11 protein-coding genes and 3 pseudogenes are annotated in these 16766 nt (G+C 43.6%); 6 read left to right on the plus strand and 8 right to left on the minus strand.

The window, feature by feature from the left end; translation table 11 throughout:
* Positions 1-8 precede the first annotated feature (8 nt).
* A complete protein-coding gene (locus L1D11_RS03285) occupies positions 9-707 on the minus strand; it encodes an ABC transporter permease (protein WP_239832467.1) in 699 nt (232 codons plus the stop codon).
* Between the two features lie 210 nt (positions 708-917).
* Positions 918-1724, minus strand: coding sequence for a substrate-binding domain-containing protein (locus L1D11_RS03290; protein WP_239832468.1), 807 nt, complete (start codon positions 1722-1724; stop codon positions 918-920).
* A 302-nt stretch (positions 1725-2026) separates the two neighbouring features.
* Between L1D11_RS03290 and L1D11_RS03295 the strand changes: the two genes are divergently transcribed.
* The 3 genes from L1D11_RS03295 to L1D11_RS03305 all read left to right on the plus strand — a co-directional run bounded on the left by L1D11_RS03295 (position 2027) and on the right by L1D11_RS03305 (position 7388).
* Positions 2027-3490 (plus strand): sigma-54 dependent transcriptional regulator, encoded by a 1464-nt coding sequence (locus L1D11_RS03295; protein WP_239832469.1) that lies wholly within the window; start codon positions 2027-2029, stop codon positions 3488-3490.
* Positions 3480-5507, plus strand: coding sequence for a cache domain-containing protein (locus L1D11_RS03300; RefSeq protein WP_239832470.1), 2028 nt, complete (start codon positions 3480-3482; stop codon positions 5505-5507). The genes L1D11_RS03295 and L1D11_RS03300 overlap by 11 nt, the downstream gene beginning before the upstream one ends.
* 261 nt (positions 5508-5768) lie before the next feature.
* Positions 5769-7388, plus strand: coding sequence for a methyl-accepting chemotaxis protein (locus L1D11_RS03305; RefSeq protein ID WP_239832471.1), 1620 nt, complete (start codon positions 5769-5771; stop codon positions 7386-7388).
* Between the two features lie 143 nt (positions 7389-7531).
* On the opposite strand, the pseudogene L1D11_RS03310 reads toward L1D11_RS03305, so the two are convergent.
* Positions 7532-8407: pseudogene (locus L1D11_RS03310) on the minus strand (mechanosensitive ion channel domain-containing protein); the annotation flags it as partial.
* A 238-nt stretch (positions 8408-8645) separates the two neighbouring features.
* On the opposite strand from L1D11_RS03310, the gene L1D11_RS03315 reads away from it, so the two are divergent.
* Positions 8646-10229 (plus strand): ABC-F family ATPase, encoded by a 1584-nt coding sequence (locus L1D11_RS03315; protein WP_239832472.1) that lies wholly within the window; start codon positions 8646-8648, stop codon positions 10227-10229.
* 173 nt (positions 10230-10402) lie between these two features.
* Here L1D11_RS03315 and L1D11_RS03320 read toward each other — a convergent pair whose 3' ends face one another.
* The 5 genes and pseudogenes from L1D11_RS03320 to L1D11_RS03340 all read right to left on the minus strand — a co-directional run bounded on the left by L1D11_RS03320 (position 10403) and on the right by L1D11_RS03340 (position 15128).
* Positions 10403-12292, minus strand: coding sequence for a methyl-accepting chemotaxis protein (locus tag L1D11_RS03320; RefSeq protein WP_239862022.1), 1890 nt, complete (start codon positions 12290-12292; stop codon positions 10403-10405).
* Between the two features lie 303 nt (positions 12293-12595).
* Positions 12596-12700 (minus strand): cytochrome bd-I oxidase subunit CydX, encoded by a 105-nt coding sequence (gene cydX, locus L1D11_RS03325; protein WP_239832474.1) that lies wholly within the window; start codon positions 12698-12700, stop codon positions 12596-12598.
* 25 nt (positions 12701-12725) lie between these two features.
* Positions 12726-13643, minus strand: a pseudogene (gene cydB, locus L1D11_RS03330) (cytochrome d ubiquinol oxidase subunit II).
* Positions 13644-13735: 92 nt separating this feature from the next.
* Positions 13736-14295, minus strand: a pseudogene (locus tag L1D11_RS03335) (DoxX family protein); the annotation flags it as partial.
* An 8-nt stretch (positions 14296-14303) separates the two neighbouring features.
* The gene (locus L1D11_RS03340; RefSeq protein WP_239862024.1) at positions 14304-15128 is read right to left on the minus strand and encodes a formate dehydrogenase accessory sulfurtransferase FdhD; all 825 of its coding nucleotides are present in this window, start codon (positions 15126-15128) and stop codon (positions 14304-14306) included.
* A gap of 434 nt (positions 15129-15562) precedes the next feature.
* Here L1D11_RS03340 and L1D11_RS03345 point away from each other — a divergent pair, with 434 nt between their 5' ends.
* Together L1D11_RS03345 and L1D11_RS03350 are read left to right on the plus strand one after the other, a co-directional pair.
* Positions 15563-16024 (plus strand): DUF3305 domain-containing protein, encoded by a 462-nt coding sequence (locus L1D11_RS03345; RefSeq protein ID WP_239832476.1) that lies wholly within the window; start codon positions 15563-15565, stop codon positions 16022-16024.
* Complete coding sequence (locus L1D11_RS03350) at positions 16014-16661, plus strand: DUF3306 domain-containing protein (protein WP_239832477.1); 648 nt, start codon at positions 16014-16016, stop codon at positions 16659-16661. Before L1D11_RS03345 ends, L1D11_RS03350 begins: the two co-directional genes overlap by 11 nt.
* Positions 16662-16766 lie beyond the last annotated feature (105 nt).

The following is a 16766-nucleotide window of genomic DNA, read 5'->3' on the forward strand; positions in this document are numbered from 1 at the left end:
CAGCATTCCTAAGTTCTTAGATAGCCTTTTCCTCTCACACTGGAAAGGAAAAAGTTAAGGGCTAATGCCAATGCTAATAACACCATACCGAGGGCCACGCCTTGAGCGAATGCGCCTTTGTGGCTTTCCATGGCGATAGCTGTTGGGATGTTTCTTGTCATCCCCATAATGTTGCCACCGACCATCATTGAACAACCTACTTCTGTGACGATACGAGAAAAGGCGGCAATGGTTGCGGCCAATAGAGGAAAACGTGTTTCCCAAATCAAGGTACACGCCACGCGTGTTGTTGATACGCCAAGTGTGCGCGCTGTTTCTAACGCTCGGCGGTCACTGGCCTGCAGAGCACCATGCATCATCGCAACTAGAATAGGGAAACAGATCAGCATTTGACCTAAAATCATCGCCTTTTGTGTGAACAGTAATTGCCAATCACCTAGCGGACCAGAGCGAGAAAGCATCATGTACATCAACAAACCGATAACCACGGTAGGGATCGCTTGCAGCGTGTTTATTACTGAAAGCAGAGCCCATTTCCCGGGGAACTCGGTATAAGCCAATAAGAAAGCCATAAGGATTGCAGGAACAATCACTAACGAGATGGCGGACAAAGATACGCTAAAGGATACCGCGACGATTTGCCACAATTCGAGGTCAAAACTTACGAGTAGGTTCATTGCATCAATCGTTGTTTGCCATAGGGTCATGAAGTATCTCGTGTGAATCGATAATAGGGTTTTATCGGTGGTGACTAATGTTAATCATAGCCGACACAATATATTTGAGCCTGTATTGGTCAGCTATTGTTTTTTAAGCGTGCTCATTAACTGTTTTGTTAAGTGTAGTGCTTGTTGGTTTGGACGACCACTTCAACGCTACTCTTTACTTACAACTAATGACTCATTACTTAGAACAAACTATTCTGCGCTTGCAACAAACAGTTGTTTGCCGTGCAGTTTAAAGTTATTAATCAGTTCCTGGCCCTTAGGATTAACTAACCAGTCACTGAATACTTTCGCAGCTTGATAATTGATACTTGGGTAGCGTTCTGGGTTAACAAGAATTACTTGGTAAGGGTTAAACAGGTTCTTGTCGCCTTGGAAGAGGATTTTAAGATGCAATTTGTTTTGGTAAGCCAGCCAAGTACCACGGTCTGTCATTGTGTAGCCTTGCATCTCAGACGCCATGTTAAGAGTAGGGCCCATACCTTGACCAACACTGCGGTAACCACCAAAGTTTGGTTCTATTTTAGTTTGTTCCCAAATGCCCATCTCTTTTTTGTGAGTACCAGAGTCGTCACCACGAGATACAAATGTCACATTATTATTCGCGATCGCTTTAAACACATCAGTAACTGCTTTTTGAGATTCAATTTTCGCGGGGTCACTTTGTGGACCGACGATGACAAAGTCGTTGTACATCAACTTACGAGGTAGAACGCCGTAACCTTTTTCTACAAAATTCTCTTCCGCTTTTGGTGCGTGAGTCATCACTAAATCGACATCGCCGTTTTCGCCCATGCGAAGGGATTTACCTGTACCAGCGGCAAGAACATCAACCTTGATGCCAGAATCCTTTTCGAACTCAGGTAATAAGTAGTCCAATAGACCAGAGTGATAAGTACTTGTGGTTGTCGCCAACTTGATATGAGTGGTGTTTTCCGCGCTGCTAGCCGTGCAACTGACGAAAGATAAAGCTGCAATAGTTAGGGGAATTGCTTTCATTATTACTATGTCCATTCTGTTATAAATGAATGACATGCCTTCAGCTTTAAACGACTCAAAGAAGGGCATGTGCATAAGACGCTAATTGTTCTAATTAGAAATCTACACCTCATAAGCAATCTTAATGCCAACAAATCATGCGCCGGATCTCATTAAATTGCGGTTGTTTGGGTGAAATTTCGTCATTTAACCCATTAAAATGAAATAAAACATGAGCAAGGACAAAATGTCGCATATTGTCCCTGCTAGATAAAAGGTTAATTGGTACACTCTGTCCCAACTTTCTCTATCAACTGATCATTATGTCTTTACCTAGTTCAAACGCCTCTAACCTCAATCTAAACCCCTTGACTCAATATCAGGCGTTTTCGGTCCTGGTGGTCGATGATGAAATTGGTATGCAGGCAATTTTAAAGAAAGCACTATGTAAGTACTTTGGCAAGGTGTCGAGTGCCGGTTCTGTAGAAGAAGCAGAAACGCTACGTTGCAATGATCATTTCGATCTGATTGTTCTCGATATCAACCTTCCGGGCCGCTCTGGTATTGAGTGGGAAGAAGCCTTCAGTGATAGCGACCGAAAGGCAGACGTTATCTTTATGACTGGCTATGCCGATCTAGAGATGACCATATCAGCACTCAAGCTTGGTGCCTCAGATTTCATTTTAAAGCCATTTAACTTAGGACAGATGATACAAGCTGTACTGCGTTGTATGGATAAGCGCCTTGACCAAAGAATGCAGTACGCGTTGAAGCGTGATGTCAGCCGCCACATCAAAACTGAGATCATTGGTAACTCAGATAAGACCAAACAACTTAAACTGCTTATCAGCCAATTTGCACCATCACGAGCGTCAGTTTTGGTTGAAGGTGAGTCAGGTACCGGTAAAGAGTTGGTTGCACGTGGTGTTCATGAAGCCAGTAAACGAACTGGACCATTTGTACCAATCAACTGTGGTGCGATTGCTCCAGAGCTTCTCGAAAGTGAATTGTTTGGCCATACTTCTGGTGCCTTTACTGGTGCGAAGAAGAATCGTGAAGGTTTATTCAGAGTTGCTAATGGCGGTACGTTATTCCTCGATGAAATTGGCGAAATGCCACTGCCAATGCAAGCTGCATTACTGAGAGTGCTCGAGCAACGCACCATTCGTCCAGTTGGCAGTGAGAAAGAGATCTCTGTGGATGTACGCGTTGTCGCGGCAACCAATCGAAATCTACAAGAAGAAGTCGAGAAAGGACACTTCCGTCGTGATCTATTTTACCGTCTGAATGTACTCAAGATAGACGTGACTCCGTTGAGAGAACGACCATCGGATTTGATTGAGCTTGTTCCTTACTTCACACGCTTATTATCAAGTGAACTTGGTATGCCTATTCCAAACTGGGCTCATGAGGATATCTTGGCGATGAATGAGTACGAGTGGCCTGGCAATATTCGTGAACTTAAGAACTTAGTTGAACGCTGCATTCTGTTAGACAAGCCACCAGCTCACTATTGGCGAGAGATTAATGGTGACCCGGTACCTGCTAACATTTCAGTGACGGCGTCACACGAAGCAGAAGTGCCTAACTTAAATAGCAATGGCACTGTTGAGGGGTATCCAAACACATGGACGCTTAAGGAAGTTGAGAAAGCACATATAGAACAAATTGTTAGTTTCCGCGAGGGCAATAAGTCTGCAGCGGCAAGAGATCTTGGTGTTGCTCGTAAAACCTTAGAACGCAAATACAAAGACTGGAACACAGAAGGCTCTGAATATGCCGATTAGACGCCAGTGGTGGGCCAAGTGGGCGTTCCGTTTCAAAACTATGGTTCGCTACCGTTTACTGTTTCTCACGTCAGCCCCAATTTTTTTAACGCTTTTTGCTCTTGTCGCTATTACTTTGTATTGGTCTGTGCACTACACGTGGCAAGGGGCTTTGACCGATGTAGATGAGCGCCTAGACGTGGCAGACAACAGTATTCATCTGATTCAAAACCAGCAAGCTTACAACGTGCGTGCGTTTGCTGAGTCTTACAATTTTCAAATGAAGCTTGCGAGCGACGTGCCTCAAGATGAACTCATCCGTTGGGTTTCAGATAACAAATCTCGATATGAACTGGATTTTTTGCGTTGGCATCGTGTCGAAAGCATGAATAAGAAACTTGAGTACCTGAATCTCACTTACAAATCTCATTTTTTCAGTGTGTTAGACAGTGATGAGCTCAATTACTTAGATCGGGATCTTGCTAAAAAGGCAGAGGTTCCGATGCTCAATGGGTATGATGTCGAAACACGTGGCTTGGTGAGCCGCACTGTCGTATCCATTAAAGATAAACACGACCATGTGATCGGCTTTCTTGATGGTGGGATTTTGCTGAATAACAGCACTCAGTTGGTCGATCAGATCAGAAACCTGATCTATCCCCACAGAGAGGGTTTCAACCGTCATGTAGGAACGGTCACCGTATTTCTTGATGATCTCCGCGTGAGCACCAACGTGCCATTGAGCAGTGAAGACAGTGTAGGGCGTGCGATTGGCACGCGCGTTTCTCATGAGGTTCATTCTAAAGTCTTGAACGAAGGCAAAAAGTGGCTCGACAGAGCGTATGTATACGATGCTTGGTACATTACAGCTTATCAGCCTATTCACGACCAATTTGGTAACGTGATCGGCATGCTTTATACCGGTTACCTAATTTGGCCGCTCATTGAAACCTATCTGACCAACCTAGGCGAGATCAGCATTACCATTGTACTGTTGTTGCTTGTATCAGGGTTCATCGTTTACCGAGGGGCACGCGATCTTTTCAACCCAATCGAACGCATTCATAAAGTGGTGAAGTTCGTACAGATGGGACAAGACAAGCGAATTGGTACACTAGGTTTGGATGATCAACACGAACTTACGTTACTCGCTAAGCAGTTCGACAAAATGTTAGATCTGCTGCATGAACGCAATCAAGAGATTCAACAAGCAGCGCTATCGCTAGAGTGTAAAGTGCATTCTCGTACCGCGAGTTTAAAAGAGAAAACTGAAGAGCTCGAATTGCACATCAAACTGCTTAATCAAGCCAGAGATAAGCTGGTGGTCAATGAAAAGCTAGCCGCATTAGGTGAATTAACGGCAGGCATTGCTCATGAGATCAATAATCCAACTGCAGTGATTCTTGGCAACGTTGAATTGATGAAGTTTGAACTAGGCGATGACGTGAGCCGTGTAGACGAAGAAGTCCACTCCATTATGGAGCAGATAGACCGAATTCGAAACATTACGCGAAGCCTACTTCAATACAGCCGCCACGGCGGCGTGCAAGATGAGATTACGTGGCAACACATCAACCCGATCGTTGATGAAAGTATCACGCTCGTGAAAACCGGGGCGAAAAAGCGCGATATGGTTTACGTTTCGAACTTAAACGCTAAAACATCGGTTGAAGTAAATAGAAACCAACTGTTGCAGATTCTGGTTAACCTACAAATGAATGCGATTCATGCGATGGACGGACAGGGAACATTAACGATTTCGAGTGAAGACTGGGTTGAGAACGGCATATCTCATGGTGCTATCGTGCATGTTGTAGACGAAGGTTGTGGCATTAAAGCAGAGCAATTAAAACGAATCTTCTCACCATTCTATACAACGAAACGCGACGGTACTGGCTTAGGCTTATCCGTATCTCAAAGTATCTTGAGCCAAATTGGGGGTGAGATACGCGTAGAATCAGAAGTGGGCAAAGGAAGCCGCTTTAGTATTTACTTGCAACAAAAAGCGACACCTCAATTATTGGTTTCAAACCTCTAAGTTAATTAAAGTAACTGTCACTCGATATTTACTTTAAGTACTTAGGCTGTTACTTGAACTTTCAGCTCAAGCACGAAAATCCCGCACTATTAATTCAGCACCGACCAAACCTCAACCTTTACCGGTTTGACCTATACCTCTTTTTGTTATGCAATAATATGTATATTTATTAATCTTGATGCGTTTCATCGTGAACTGTACGAAATTTTGATAACTTGGTTCAAAATACATAATCAAGACAAATGTTAAAGTCAGTCAGCTATGAAATTAAGTAATTTATCTATCAAGTTAAAACTCGCCTCAATTGTCGTCCTAGCGGTTGTATTACTGGTAATGGCATCAACATTTAATTTGATGCAACAACGAGCCAGTTCTATGAAGGAACGGCAAGATAAGCTCAGCGCTCAAGTTGAAACGGCCGTTAGCTTAGCTAGCTATTACTACAGCCAACGCAGCTTGCTCGGTGAAGAAATCGCAAAGGAGCGTGCGCTGCAAGCGATTGAAACGCTTCGTTACGACAACACCAATTACTTCTGGGTCCTCAACCAGCAACTCAACATTATTAGCCACCCATTAAAACCAGAGTTAAACGGCACTAACGCAGGTAACTTGAAAGATGGAGCCGGAAAACACCATTGGCGTGAAATGGTGACGATCTCGCGCTCTCCTCAAGAGAAAGGCTTTCTCGATTACCAGTGGATGAGCCCTCAAGGTGAACTCGAAGATAAAATCTCTTACGTACAACTCTTCCCAGAATGGAACTGGATTATTGGTTCGGGAATACTGGTCGCTGATATTCAAGAGGCTTTCTACGCATTAGCACTGAATGAAGGCGTGGTCGAGGTTATTCTATCAGGCTTACTGTTTGCGATGGGGTATGCGATTTCGAATAACATCCTTGTCCCGCTTAACAAGCTTATCGATAACACGCATAAGATTGCCGATGGTGACCTTCGTGTTCGTATGAACATGACACGCAAAGATGAGTTGGGCGATATGAGCCACCAGATCGATACCATGCTCGACAAACTGCAAACCACGGTTCGTACAGCAAACGAGTCTGCGGACCTGTCTAGTAATATGGCAAGTCATATCGCACAGGCCAGTGAAGAAGCAGCAACCAGCGTGAATTCACAACACGCGCAGCTTGAGTTGTTGTCGACTGCAATGACAGAGATGAGCGCGACCATTTCAGATGTCGCTATGAATGCAGAAAACACAGCCGCAAGTACCAACAAAGTAGTGGTTCACGCTAACCAAAATGATGAAAATATGAAGGTAACGGCAACGACGATATCTCAAGTGTCTGAGAATATTTCGACGTCAAATAACTTGGTTAGAGATCTTCAATCTGGCGTCACCGAGATAAGCCAAGTGGTTGGTGTGATTCGTGATGTGTCTGAGCAAACTAATCTATTAGCATTAAACGCAGCTATTGAAGCAGCACGCGCAGGAGAGCAGGGCCGTGGGTTTGCTGTGGTTGCTGATGAAGTTCGTAATCTAGCGAGTCGCACGCAGAACTCGACTAACGAGGTACAATCAACCATCGAAAAGCTAACACAACAAGCCGAACGCACATTTAATGCTATGCAAAGCAGCAATGAAAAAGTGGACCACAGCGTGGTTGCATCTAACGAGACACGCCAGCAACTCGATGTGATTGTAAATGAGCTACACAACGCTAATGACCTGGTCTCTCAAATTGCTGCAGTGTCTGAACAGCAGAGCACAGTAGCAACAGAGATGAGTGAGAGTGTAACTGGTATTCATTTGGCCGCTAACGAGGTACTACAGGCTTCCCAATCGCTTGCTGAAGACAGTCAGAAGATGGCAAACACCACTGAACATCTCACTGAACAGTTGAAGTACTTTAAGGTTTAACGCTGCTCACCATTAAACTCATAGAATCTTAGAACCAATAGCTGTTAAATAGGCGGCAACCATAAAAACCACCTCCGAACCTTATTCAAATGCGGAGGTGTTCTTGTTTCGAACAATCTAGTTATCAAACTAAAGCTACGAGTGGCAGCCACTGAGATTTTAGGTGGGTTGATATTGTGTTTCTTAAACTCTTTCATGACACGAAGCGTAATGTCAGTCTCGAATAGTTTCTCATAGGCTGTATCGACCACATAAGCCTTACAGGTTAGCTGTATTGCTAGGTAGTTGTCGGTAATAGTCTGTTTCACAATACTATCACTGACTTAGGTAGGTGGATGTAACGGCTTGATGATGCCGTTTCCTGTATTAGATCACGGGCGAGGGTGATGTCCTCATCCATACCGACGTAAAACGGAATCACCACGTGCATAACCAACGCGCCATAGTTACCACTGGTGGTGACATCGTTTAAGAACTTGTTGTTAGGAATTGTGATGATGTCGTCTTTCAAAGTTCTGATACGTACCGAGCGTAAACCGATAGTAATAATGTCACCGTAGTTACCCTTGAGTGTGACACTGTCACCTGTGTGAGGTGGTCTATCAATTATTACGGTGATGCTCGCGATGAAAGAGGCCGCCAAATCTTTTAAGGCAAAGCCAACCGACACCGCTAGGGTACCGCCAATCAGAGCCAAGATTAGGTCGTTGATGCGGAAACTCATCATGAACACGATAGAGCAGTGCTCACGTAAATAAAGAACTGCATGAACGATTGAAGCTTTTGCAACAGCATTCGATATTGAATGAACTGGCTATAGTTCGTCACCATTGAGTTAATGAGTTTCAATAATAACCACATCGCTGCAATGACGATAATAGAGAAGAACACGCCATTCCAGCGCACCAAACTCGCAATCTTAGCAATGTTTTCTACATTGGCTAATCTTCTGTCGCGTAAGTCGGGAAACTTACCGCCGTCGCTAAGCCAGCAAGTCATAGGATAAATAACTTCTTCATTTTACTTCACCAATAAATGTTGACGGTCGAGAACGTTGGTAATGTGACGGAACTAGTGATCAGAGATTATTGGCTTATTTATCACTCCATAAATAGAAATCAAAAATGTGAGTTACCTCAAACTATGATTTAGCTAGGTTATCGCTCACTTATTAGCGTGTAATTGCAATCAATACTTGCAGTTCAAGCACTGAACAAGTAACGTTGCGGCGTTTTTCACATTAAAAAGGTAAAGGCATTGATCTCCACAGCAAATATCACCCAACAATTCGGCGCTAAGCCACTTTTCGAAAATATTTCAGTTAAGTTCGGCGAAGGTAACCGTTACGGTTTAATCGGCGCGAATGGCTGTGGTAAATCGACGTTCATGAAGATCCTATCTGGTGAACTAGAGCCGACTTCTGGTAACGTAAGCTACGATCCAAACGAGCGCGTAGCTAAGCTAAACCAGGACCAATTTGCTTACGAAGAATTCACGGTAATCGACACGGTTATCATGGGTCACAAAGAGCTATGGGCAATCAAGCAAGAGCGTGACCGCATTTACTCTTTGCCAGAAATGAGCGAAGAAGACGGCATGAAAGTTGCTGACCTAGAAGTTCAGTTCGCTGAAATGGACGGTTACATGGCTGAAGCGAAAGCGGGTGAGCTTCTTCTTGCTGTTGGTATTGAAGAATCACAACACTTCGGTCTGATGAGCGAAGTTGCACCAGGTTGGAAACTTCGTGTGCTTCTAGCGCAAGTTCTATTCGCAGACCCGCACATCATGCTTCTAGACGAACCAACGAACAACCTGGACATGGACACTATCCGCTGGTTGGAAGAGACACTAAACCAACGTAACTGCACAATGATCATCATTTCGCACGACCGTCATTTCCTAAACTCTGTATGTACACACATGGCTGACCTAGATTACGGTGAGCTTCGCCTGTTCCCAGGTAACTACGATGAGTACATGACTGCAGCAACTCAAGCGCGTGAACGTCTACTGTCTGACAACGCTAAGAAGAAAGCGCAAATCGCTGAACTTCAAACGTTCGTTTCTCGTTTCTCTGCTAACGCATCTAAAGCGAAGCAAGCTACGTCTCGTGCTAAGCAAATCGATAAGATTCAGCTTGAAGAAGTGAAAGCTTCTAGCCGTCAAAACCCATTCATTCGTTTTGAACAGTCTAAAGAGCTATTCCGTAACGCACTTGTGGTTGAAAGCCTATCTCAAGGTTTTGAAGAAGACCTATTCAACAAGTTCGATGCAATCTTCGAAGTAGGTGAACGCGTAGCTATCATCGGTGAGAACGGTGTGGGTAAAACAACACTACTGAACACACTAGCTGGCGAACTTGAAGCTCGTACAGGTGAGTACAAGTGGTCTGAAAACTCAAACATCGGTTACTACGCTCAAGACCATGCTCATGACTTCGAAGAAGACATGAACCTGTTCGACTGGATGAGCCAATGGCGTCAAGAAGGTGAAGACGAGCAGGTTGTTCGTGGCTTCCTAGGTCGTATGCTGTTTGGTCAAGACGACATTAAGAAATCAGTTAAGGTAATTTCTGGTGGTGAGCAAGGTCGTATGCTTCTTGGTAAAATCATGATGCACAAGCCAAACATCCTACTTATGGATGAACCGACTAACCACATGGATATGGAATCTATCGAAGCGCTTAACTTGGCTCTTGAGAACTACAAAGGCACATTGTTCTTCGTATCTCACGACCGCGTATTCGTAGACTCTCTAGCAACACGTATTCTTGAAATCAAAGATGGCAAGATCAATGATTTCCGTGGTACTTACGCTGAATTCCTAAAAGCACGTGGCTAATTAAGACTAGTGCTTCGGACAACCGCTGTTTGTAGACATCGATAGTCTACAGGTAACGGAAAATGTCCTTATAGAATTAAAACGCCCTTATCAGCATAAAGCGATAAGGGCGTTTTTTATTACCTGCAGTTTATTCAGAGGTGGTGATAGTCCACAACAAAGTGGAATACACATCAGTATTTAAACTGAGCCACAATCTTCTCTAATTTTACACTCACGCTCGATACCTGTTCACTACAACGCACTGAACCTGATACCAGGGTATGTGTATCACTAGCTAGATGAGCGATGTCGCTGATGTTTCGGTCGATCTCCGCAGATACCATGGATTGTTCTTCAGACGCAGTCGCTATTTGACTGTTAAGGTCAAACATCTCTCCAACTTGGAAGTGGATACCTTCAATCGCATTGACCACATCTTTAGTCTGGTGCTTAACTTGTTCGGTTTGTTCCAAGCTTGCCGACATCTTAGCGACTGTCTTCGCAATACCGGATGTCAAACCATGGATAGTCGATTCAATCTGATGAGTTGAGTCGTTAGTCATCAAAGAAAGCTCTCTCACTTCAGAGGCGACCACCGCAAAGCCTCGTCCATGATCACCTGCACGTGCAGCCTCAATTGCCGCGTTAAGCGCGAGTAGGTTAGTTTGCTCGGCAATCCCTTGAATCGTCGTCACCACTTGATTGATTTCACGACTCTGTTGTTCAAGTTGTACAATTAAGTCTTGCGACTCTGCAATGTTCTCAACCAACACATTGATACTCGCATCCGTTAAATGTGTTTCTTGTAGTGCTTGATGTGCGTTGTCTTTAATCTTCTCTGCATTAGTTGCTGCGTTTTCTATATTGGCTGTGACCTCGTTACTGGTCATCACCAATTCGTTAACTGCCGTTGCGACAGACTCCGATTGTTGTTTCTGTTTCTCTGCATTGCTCATGCTTTTGATCGCCGCTTCTTCAGAACTACATGAACTCTCTGTCAACACAGTCATAACTCCCGACAACTCTTTAATGTTGCCGTGCAGCTTGTTGATGAAGGTATCAAACGAGTGAGCAAGTTGAGCGAGCTCGTCGTTACCTTTAGCGTTCATTCTTACGGTTAAATCACCATCGCCATTGGCAATCGACTCCATCATGACGTTAATCGCTTTAATACGCGCGAGTATGTTGCGACCAATGAACACAAACAACAACGAAAGCAGAACAACAATAGCGGCGCCAAACAGATGCAACATATTTTGTGTGTGTCTAACTGCCGCTGTAATCGCTTGGCTTATCTCATTCTGCACTTCTTCAATGGCTTGTTCCGTTTGATGGACATTGCTACGTAAGGCGCCTCTGAGCCCCAACTCCGCAGACAAACCTAGATTGCTGTTAGCAACCAACAGAGTTTCAACTGCAGCCTTATATTCGGAATAGGCTTGTTCAGTCGCAATCGAAGTTTGGGCGTAGGGTTCAAACTCAATAAGAGCATTGGTTAACGCCGCATTCGTTTGGTTATTGATATGTGCAAGGTAATGGAAGTCTTTTTCGATCAGCTCTAACAACGCAAGTTCCAGTGCCAAACTTGACTCTGATTCGATTGCTGATTTCAGCGCTGTTCTTTTTCCATCGAGAGCTGCGACAAAGCCAAAAGGTGCGGTTGTGCGTTCAATGTCATTAACTTGATTGACGACTTGGTCGAACTGTTTCTGGTACTGATGAAGGGTATCGAAGATCTTCGTCATTTGTTCGGTCAGGTGGAGCTCATGCGAAGTTAGGGTTTGGTTCAACGTCACCAATCTTTGATTCAGTGTGTCGGCGGTTTTATCGAAACGGTCTGCGTATTTTTGATCGTGTCGAGATAAGAAGTCTTTCTCATATCGCCTAAGCGTTAATAAGTCGACTGAGCTTTTAAGGTTTTCGATCGCTGCGACCTCCAATGATTCTAATTTGTCTAAGCTGAACTGCTCGTAAATCGCATAGACAGAAACAGAAACAAACAGGGTGAGGTTGATTAAAATAAACTTACTGCGAATAGAAAGAGACAGCAAACGGTGCTGAGATTTCGATGGATTGTTCATGGTTAATTCCCTTTAAGCCGGTGACGTTGATATTCATCTTTAGTTTGTATTAATAGATTCATTAAATTGATGAATATGTAACTAATAGCTTATTGAGGTGTTAAATCAAGATTCATTTAAGGAAAAGCTAATTCAAGACATAATACGTGCAGGTTTAGATGGTACGAGTGCTTCATGTAGGATCAAAAAAGCCTCCATTCCACAGGAGAACGAAGGCTTTCCACAAACATTAGCGGGGAATTTTCAATATATAGAAATGAAAATTGCCGACAATATGCTCGTTTGTATAAAACGAGATATCAGTTAATCCGTCTCATCTAGAAGGTCTGTGTTTTCTAACCATAGCGCATTAATGATGCCAAGCGCACAAGCGAGCAAGATTCCCAGAACCCAACATAAATACCACATAAGTTATCCTCTTGGTTCACCTAAATTAATACAGTGATGAACTGTTATCGTGAATGTATTTGCTTTCTAATCGACCGAACATCTTGTAGTAACACCAAATTGTGTAGCCCAAGATAATAGGTATAACGATTACCGCGACAACAGAGATAATGCTTAGAGTCAGCTGACTAGAGGTTCCGTCCCACAGCGTCAAACTATGAGATAGCACCAAGGCAGATGGCATGATCATTGGAAACAAAGCGACGCCTGCCGTTGATATAATGCTTGCAATAGATAAGCTTGAAGACGCAAAGGCTAACCCTGCACGGTTCAGTCGAGTCATTATTGCGCAGCCCAACATCCCAATGATGCCTAACGCTGGAATAATCCAAAGTACAGGATAGGTTTCGTAGTTGTGTAGAAGTAAGTCATCAAACATCACAATTATGAAGTCTGTCATCTCAATGCGCATGGTTTCGAAGTTAAACTCCGCACCAACAGGGTTTTGCATCCAACCGTTGGCCATCAAAATCCATAGACCAGAGAAGTTAGAACCCAAGGCTGTTAGCCAAGTTACAGACAAGTGCTGACGCTTAGATAACTTGTCCCAACCAAAGAAGAACATGCCAACTAAGGTGGATTCCAAGAAAAACGCAATCAAAGCTTCGATCGCGAGCGGGGCACCAAAAATATCACCCACGTAGTGAGAGTAGTACGCTCAGTTAGTACTAAACTGGAATTCCATCGTTAAGCCGGTTGCCACACCAACCGCGAAGTTAATACCGAACAATTTACCCCAGAACTTAGTCATGTCCTTGTAGATTGTCTTATTGGCCATGATATACAGCGATTCCATCACTGCAAGTAAAAAGGAGAGGCCTATCGTTAGGGGAACGAATATAAAATGATAAAGCGCGGTACTCGCGAATTGAAACCGCGACAGATTGACGACATCTGTAAGCATAAAAACTCCTTCCCGCCACGTGTGTGACGGGTAAGATAATGGAAAAATAAAAGGATAATTAGAGAGAGTTAATTAGGAGGTTATATATAGCGCTATGGCGTTAGACGTAATTGAGGTTGATTACCAACGAAGTGCTTTGTCTTGTTTTTTGAGAACTGTTTACGTAGCCAGTAATCAGCACTTACGTAGCGACCGCCACCGAAGACAAGAAGAACCAACAGCATTACAAAATAGGTGCCTGCGAACTCCATGACGTTGTTCACCATTACCGGGTCGTCAAGTTCAGTGATGTAGTTTTAGCGGCCTGGGAAGTTAACAGCCAACCACTCGATGAAACCATTCAGTCTTATGGTCGCTTCCATACCGCCAGTCGCGATTGCGTCCCAACCGTGTTTCCAGTGAACCATGGCACTTGCCACACTCATCATGAAAATCATCGGAATTGAAATAAAACGAGTGAATAGACCCCTAATACGATACAGATACACCCCAGTACTTCGGTTGCTGCAGCTAAGAAAGCTAACAACTCAGGAAAAGGAAGGTTAAGGCCTTCATCTGCTGCCGAAGCCCCAAACCATGCAACGGTTCCTGAGAAGCCAAGTACCTTTGAACGAGCTCCGACATAAATCACTGGAATTAAGTAAAGGCGCACCTTTACGCTTATTGCTCGCCTTTGACATCGAAGTCTATCTTGTCTGCACCTGTAAAGACTTGGAAGCGCAAGCCTTTAGCACGAGCAATCGTAATGATGCCAAACTTCTGCGCTAAGTCTAAACCCATTTGGGTCACGCCAGAGCGTGATAGAAGAACAGGAATTCCCATCTGCGCCACTTTGATTACCATTTCAGAGGTAAGGCGACCTGTGGTGTAGAAGATCTTGTCTGCGCCATCTTCTTTGTTGAGCCACATCTCACCCGCTAGGGTATCAACGGCATTGTGACGACCAACATCTTCCACAAACGACAACACATGGTCATCTTTGCAAACAGCACAACCGTGCACGGCACCGGCTTTCTTGTAAGTATCGTTGTAGTGGGTCAAAGCCTCTAGAGCCTTATAGATTTCAGATTGCTTAACCTTGGTTTTAGGCACTTGGTAATCTTCCAACTGCTTCATCACATTGCCGTACATGGTGCCTTGACCACAGCCAGACGTCACCGTCTTCTTCTTCAATGCTTGCTCCAGTTGGCTTGTGTCTTCTTTAGTGATAACCGCTGCAGAGCTGGTTTCCCAATCGATGATAATAGATTCAACGGCTTCTGGATCAGAAAGGAAGCTTTGGTTTTTTAAATAGCCTAATACTAATGACTCAGGACGAGAACCCAATGTCATTAAGGTTACGATCTCTTTCCAGTTCAGCATTACGGTAAGGGGACGCTCACACGCGATCTGTTTTGTTAGCTTTTCGCCATATTCATCAAACACTTCAACTTCGATGGTCTGAAGTGGATTCTCACTGGTTTTTATTATGTTTGGTTTTACCACAGTCATTTCCTACTTAATGAGATAGCGATTTTATGAGATAAGAAGTCAACAGGAGCAATAAAGCTCTCATTCATCAATGCGCTAGTTTGTATATATCGTTATCGTTCATGCTTCAATTATTAAACATGTGACAGCACGGCGAAGAGCGGCTGCAAATCTTATTCCAAAATAACGGGGATTCGTTAAAACATGAAGCATTAGATTAAAATAACGCAAAATATGAGAGTTCACCGAGACTAACTGTCTCAAACCAGCGCAATCGACTAACGTTATAAGGGTAACTCTACGACAAACGCACTAAAGACGCCGCAGGACTTAAGCTGTATTGGCGTGTTTATTGCTATGGTTTATTGCTATGCTAGAGGGTATATGATTATGCGAAGTACAAAATGTCCTACGTACGATCAGAATAAAGAAAATCAATTGGGTGCAGTATGTCTGAGATAAAAGAATTCCAAGAACACTATGAAAAAACAGAATCAGTTTGGCCAATAGGTGTCCAAAGAATAGAGAAAGAGATCAAAACGGGCATTTGGGTAACGACTCAATGGGAACTCATCGGTTTTGAATTATCACCTGAAAATGAAACCCTAGACGTATGTTTGCTCCAACTACACAAAGATGAACGCACCGACTACCGCTTCAATTTAAGCTCTCAGCAACCTAAGCTATTCTTAGTTATGGATAATGTTGACTCCGGTAAACCTATTATTCAATTACTGACAGCATCACAAACGGTCGCAGGCCAATACATGGACGGAGATAACCAAGTATTGTCTTACGACATGCCTTTACCTGTACAAGCGTGGATGGAAGCCTTTATTGGTCGTCATGGTGAATTATTAGAAGCGAGACGCAAGAAGCGCAAAGGAGCAGGTCGTTCTAATGGCAACTAACTTTTTTAGCCGTTGGTCTCAACGAAAGCTCGATGAATCGACTGATAAAGCGCTTGAAGCTGAACAGCCTCTTGAGGAAACCTCGGTTACTTCTTCTGAGTCTGCACTTCAAATACGAACCTCTGCTGAAGAACTAGCACCAGATGACCCAGCTTCTACTGAGCTAACTGAAGCTTTAGAAGACGCTGCTGACACTGAAGGGCCGGCATCAGAGGCTACTGAAGAGCTGTCTATGGCTCAATTATTGGTATCAGAAGCATCAGAAAGCGTAAAAAAAGCCGCATTACGTAAATTATTTCTCTCAGAAGAATTTAACGTACGTGATGGCTTAGACGATTACGATGACGATTACAGTAATCTTAAGTCACTTTCCGAAGGTGTCGCTGAAAGCTTACGCGATTGGTTAAAAGAGAAGTCAGAAGAAGAAATGTCAAGCGAACAAGAGCAAGTCACTGAAAGTAGAGAAAAAGATTCGGTTAACAACGCTGAAGAAGCGGAATCAGATCTTGTTGAAAGTGGTGAAATTGCGGGGCAACAAAAAGGACTGTGTAAAAACACAGTATCGAATGATATCGACACTGACGCTATTGAAAATGACCCAAAAGAGGTGGAACAAAATATACCACGCAAAGAATAGGTACATTTTGACTAAACACTCAACGAACCGCTTGCGACAAAATGTCCCAAGCGGTTTTTTTATTATTAATATCTCTTTAAATTCAATCTAATTCTTTGAAAATAT

Origin of the sequence: Vibrio sp. Isolate32 (assembly GCF_022397955.1) — a bacterium.
Classification (GTDB): Bacteria; Pseudomonadota; Gammaproteobacteria; order Enterobacterales; family Vibrionaceae; genus Vibrio.

What these genes read in the sequence shown, in the direction of transcription:
- L1D11_RS03285 (WP_239832467.1), bottom strand. Translation starts at nt 707, where the DNA reads ATGACCCTATGGCAAACAACGATTGATGCAATGAACCTACTCGTAAGT.
- L1D11_RS03290 (WP_239832468.1), bottom strand. Translation starts at nt 1,724, where the DNA reads ATGAAAGCAATTCCCCTAACTATTGCAGCTTTATCTTTCGTCAGTTGC.
- L1D11_RS03295 (WP_239832469.1), top strand. Translation starts at nt 2,027, where the DNA reads ATGTCTTTACCTAGTTCAAACGCCTCTAACCTCAATCTAAACCCCTTG.
- L1D11_RS03300 (WP_239832470.1), top strand. Translation starts at nt 3,480, where the DNA reads ATGCCGATTAGACGCCAGTGGTGGGCCAAGTGGGCGTTCCGTTTCAAA.
- L1D11_RS03305 (WP_239832471.1), top strand. Translation starts at nt 5,769, where the DNA reads ATGAAATTAAGTAATTTATCTATCAAGTTAAAACTCGCCTCAATTGTC.
- L1D11_RS03320 (WP_239862022.1), bottom strand. Translation starts at nt 12,292, where the DNA reads ATGAACAATCCATCGAAATCTCAGCACCGTTTGCTGTCTCTTTCTATT.
- cydX (WP_239832474.1), bottom strand. Translation starts at nt 12,700, where the DNA reads ATGTGGTATTTATGTTGGGTTCTGGGAATCTTGCTCGCTTGTGCGCTT.
- L1D11_RS03345 (WP_239832476.1), top strand. Translation starts at nt 15,563, where the DNA reads ATGTCTGAGATAAAAGAATTCCAAGAACACTATGAAAAAACAGAATCA.
- L1D11_RS03350 (WP_239832477.1), top strand. Translation starts at nt 16,014, where the DNA reads ATGGCAACTAACTTTTTTAGCCGTTGGTCTCAACGAAAGCTCGATGAA.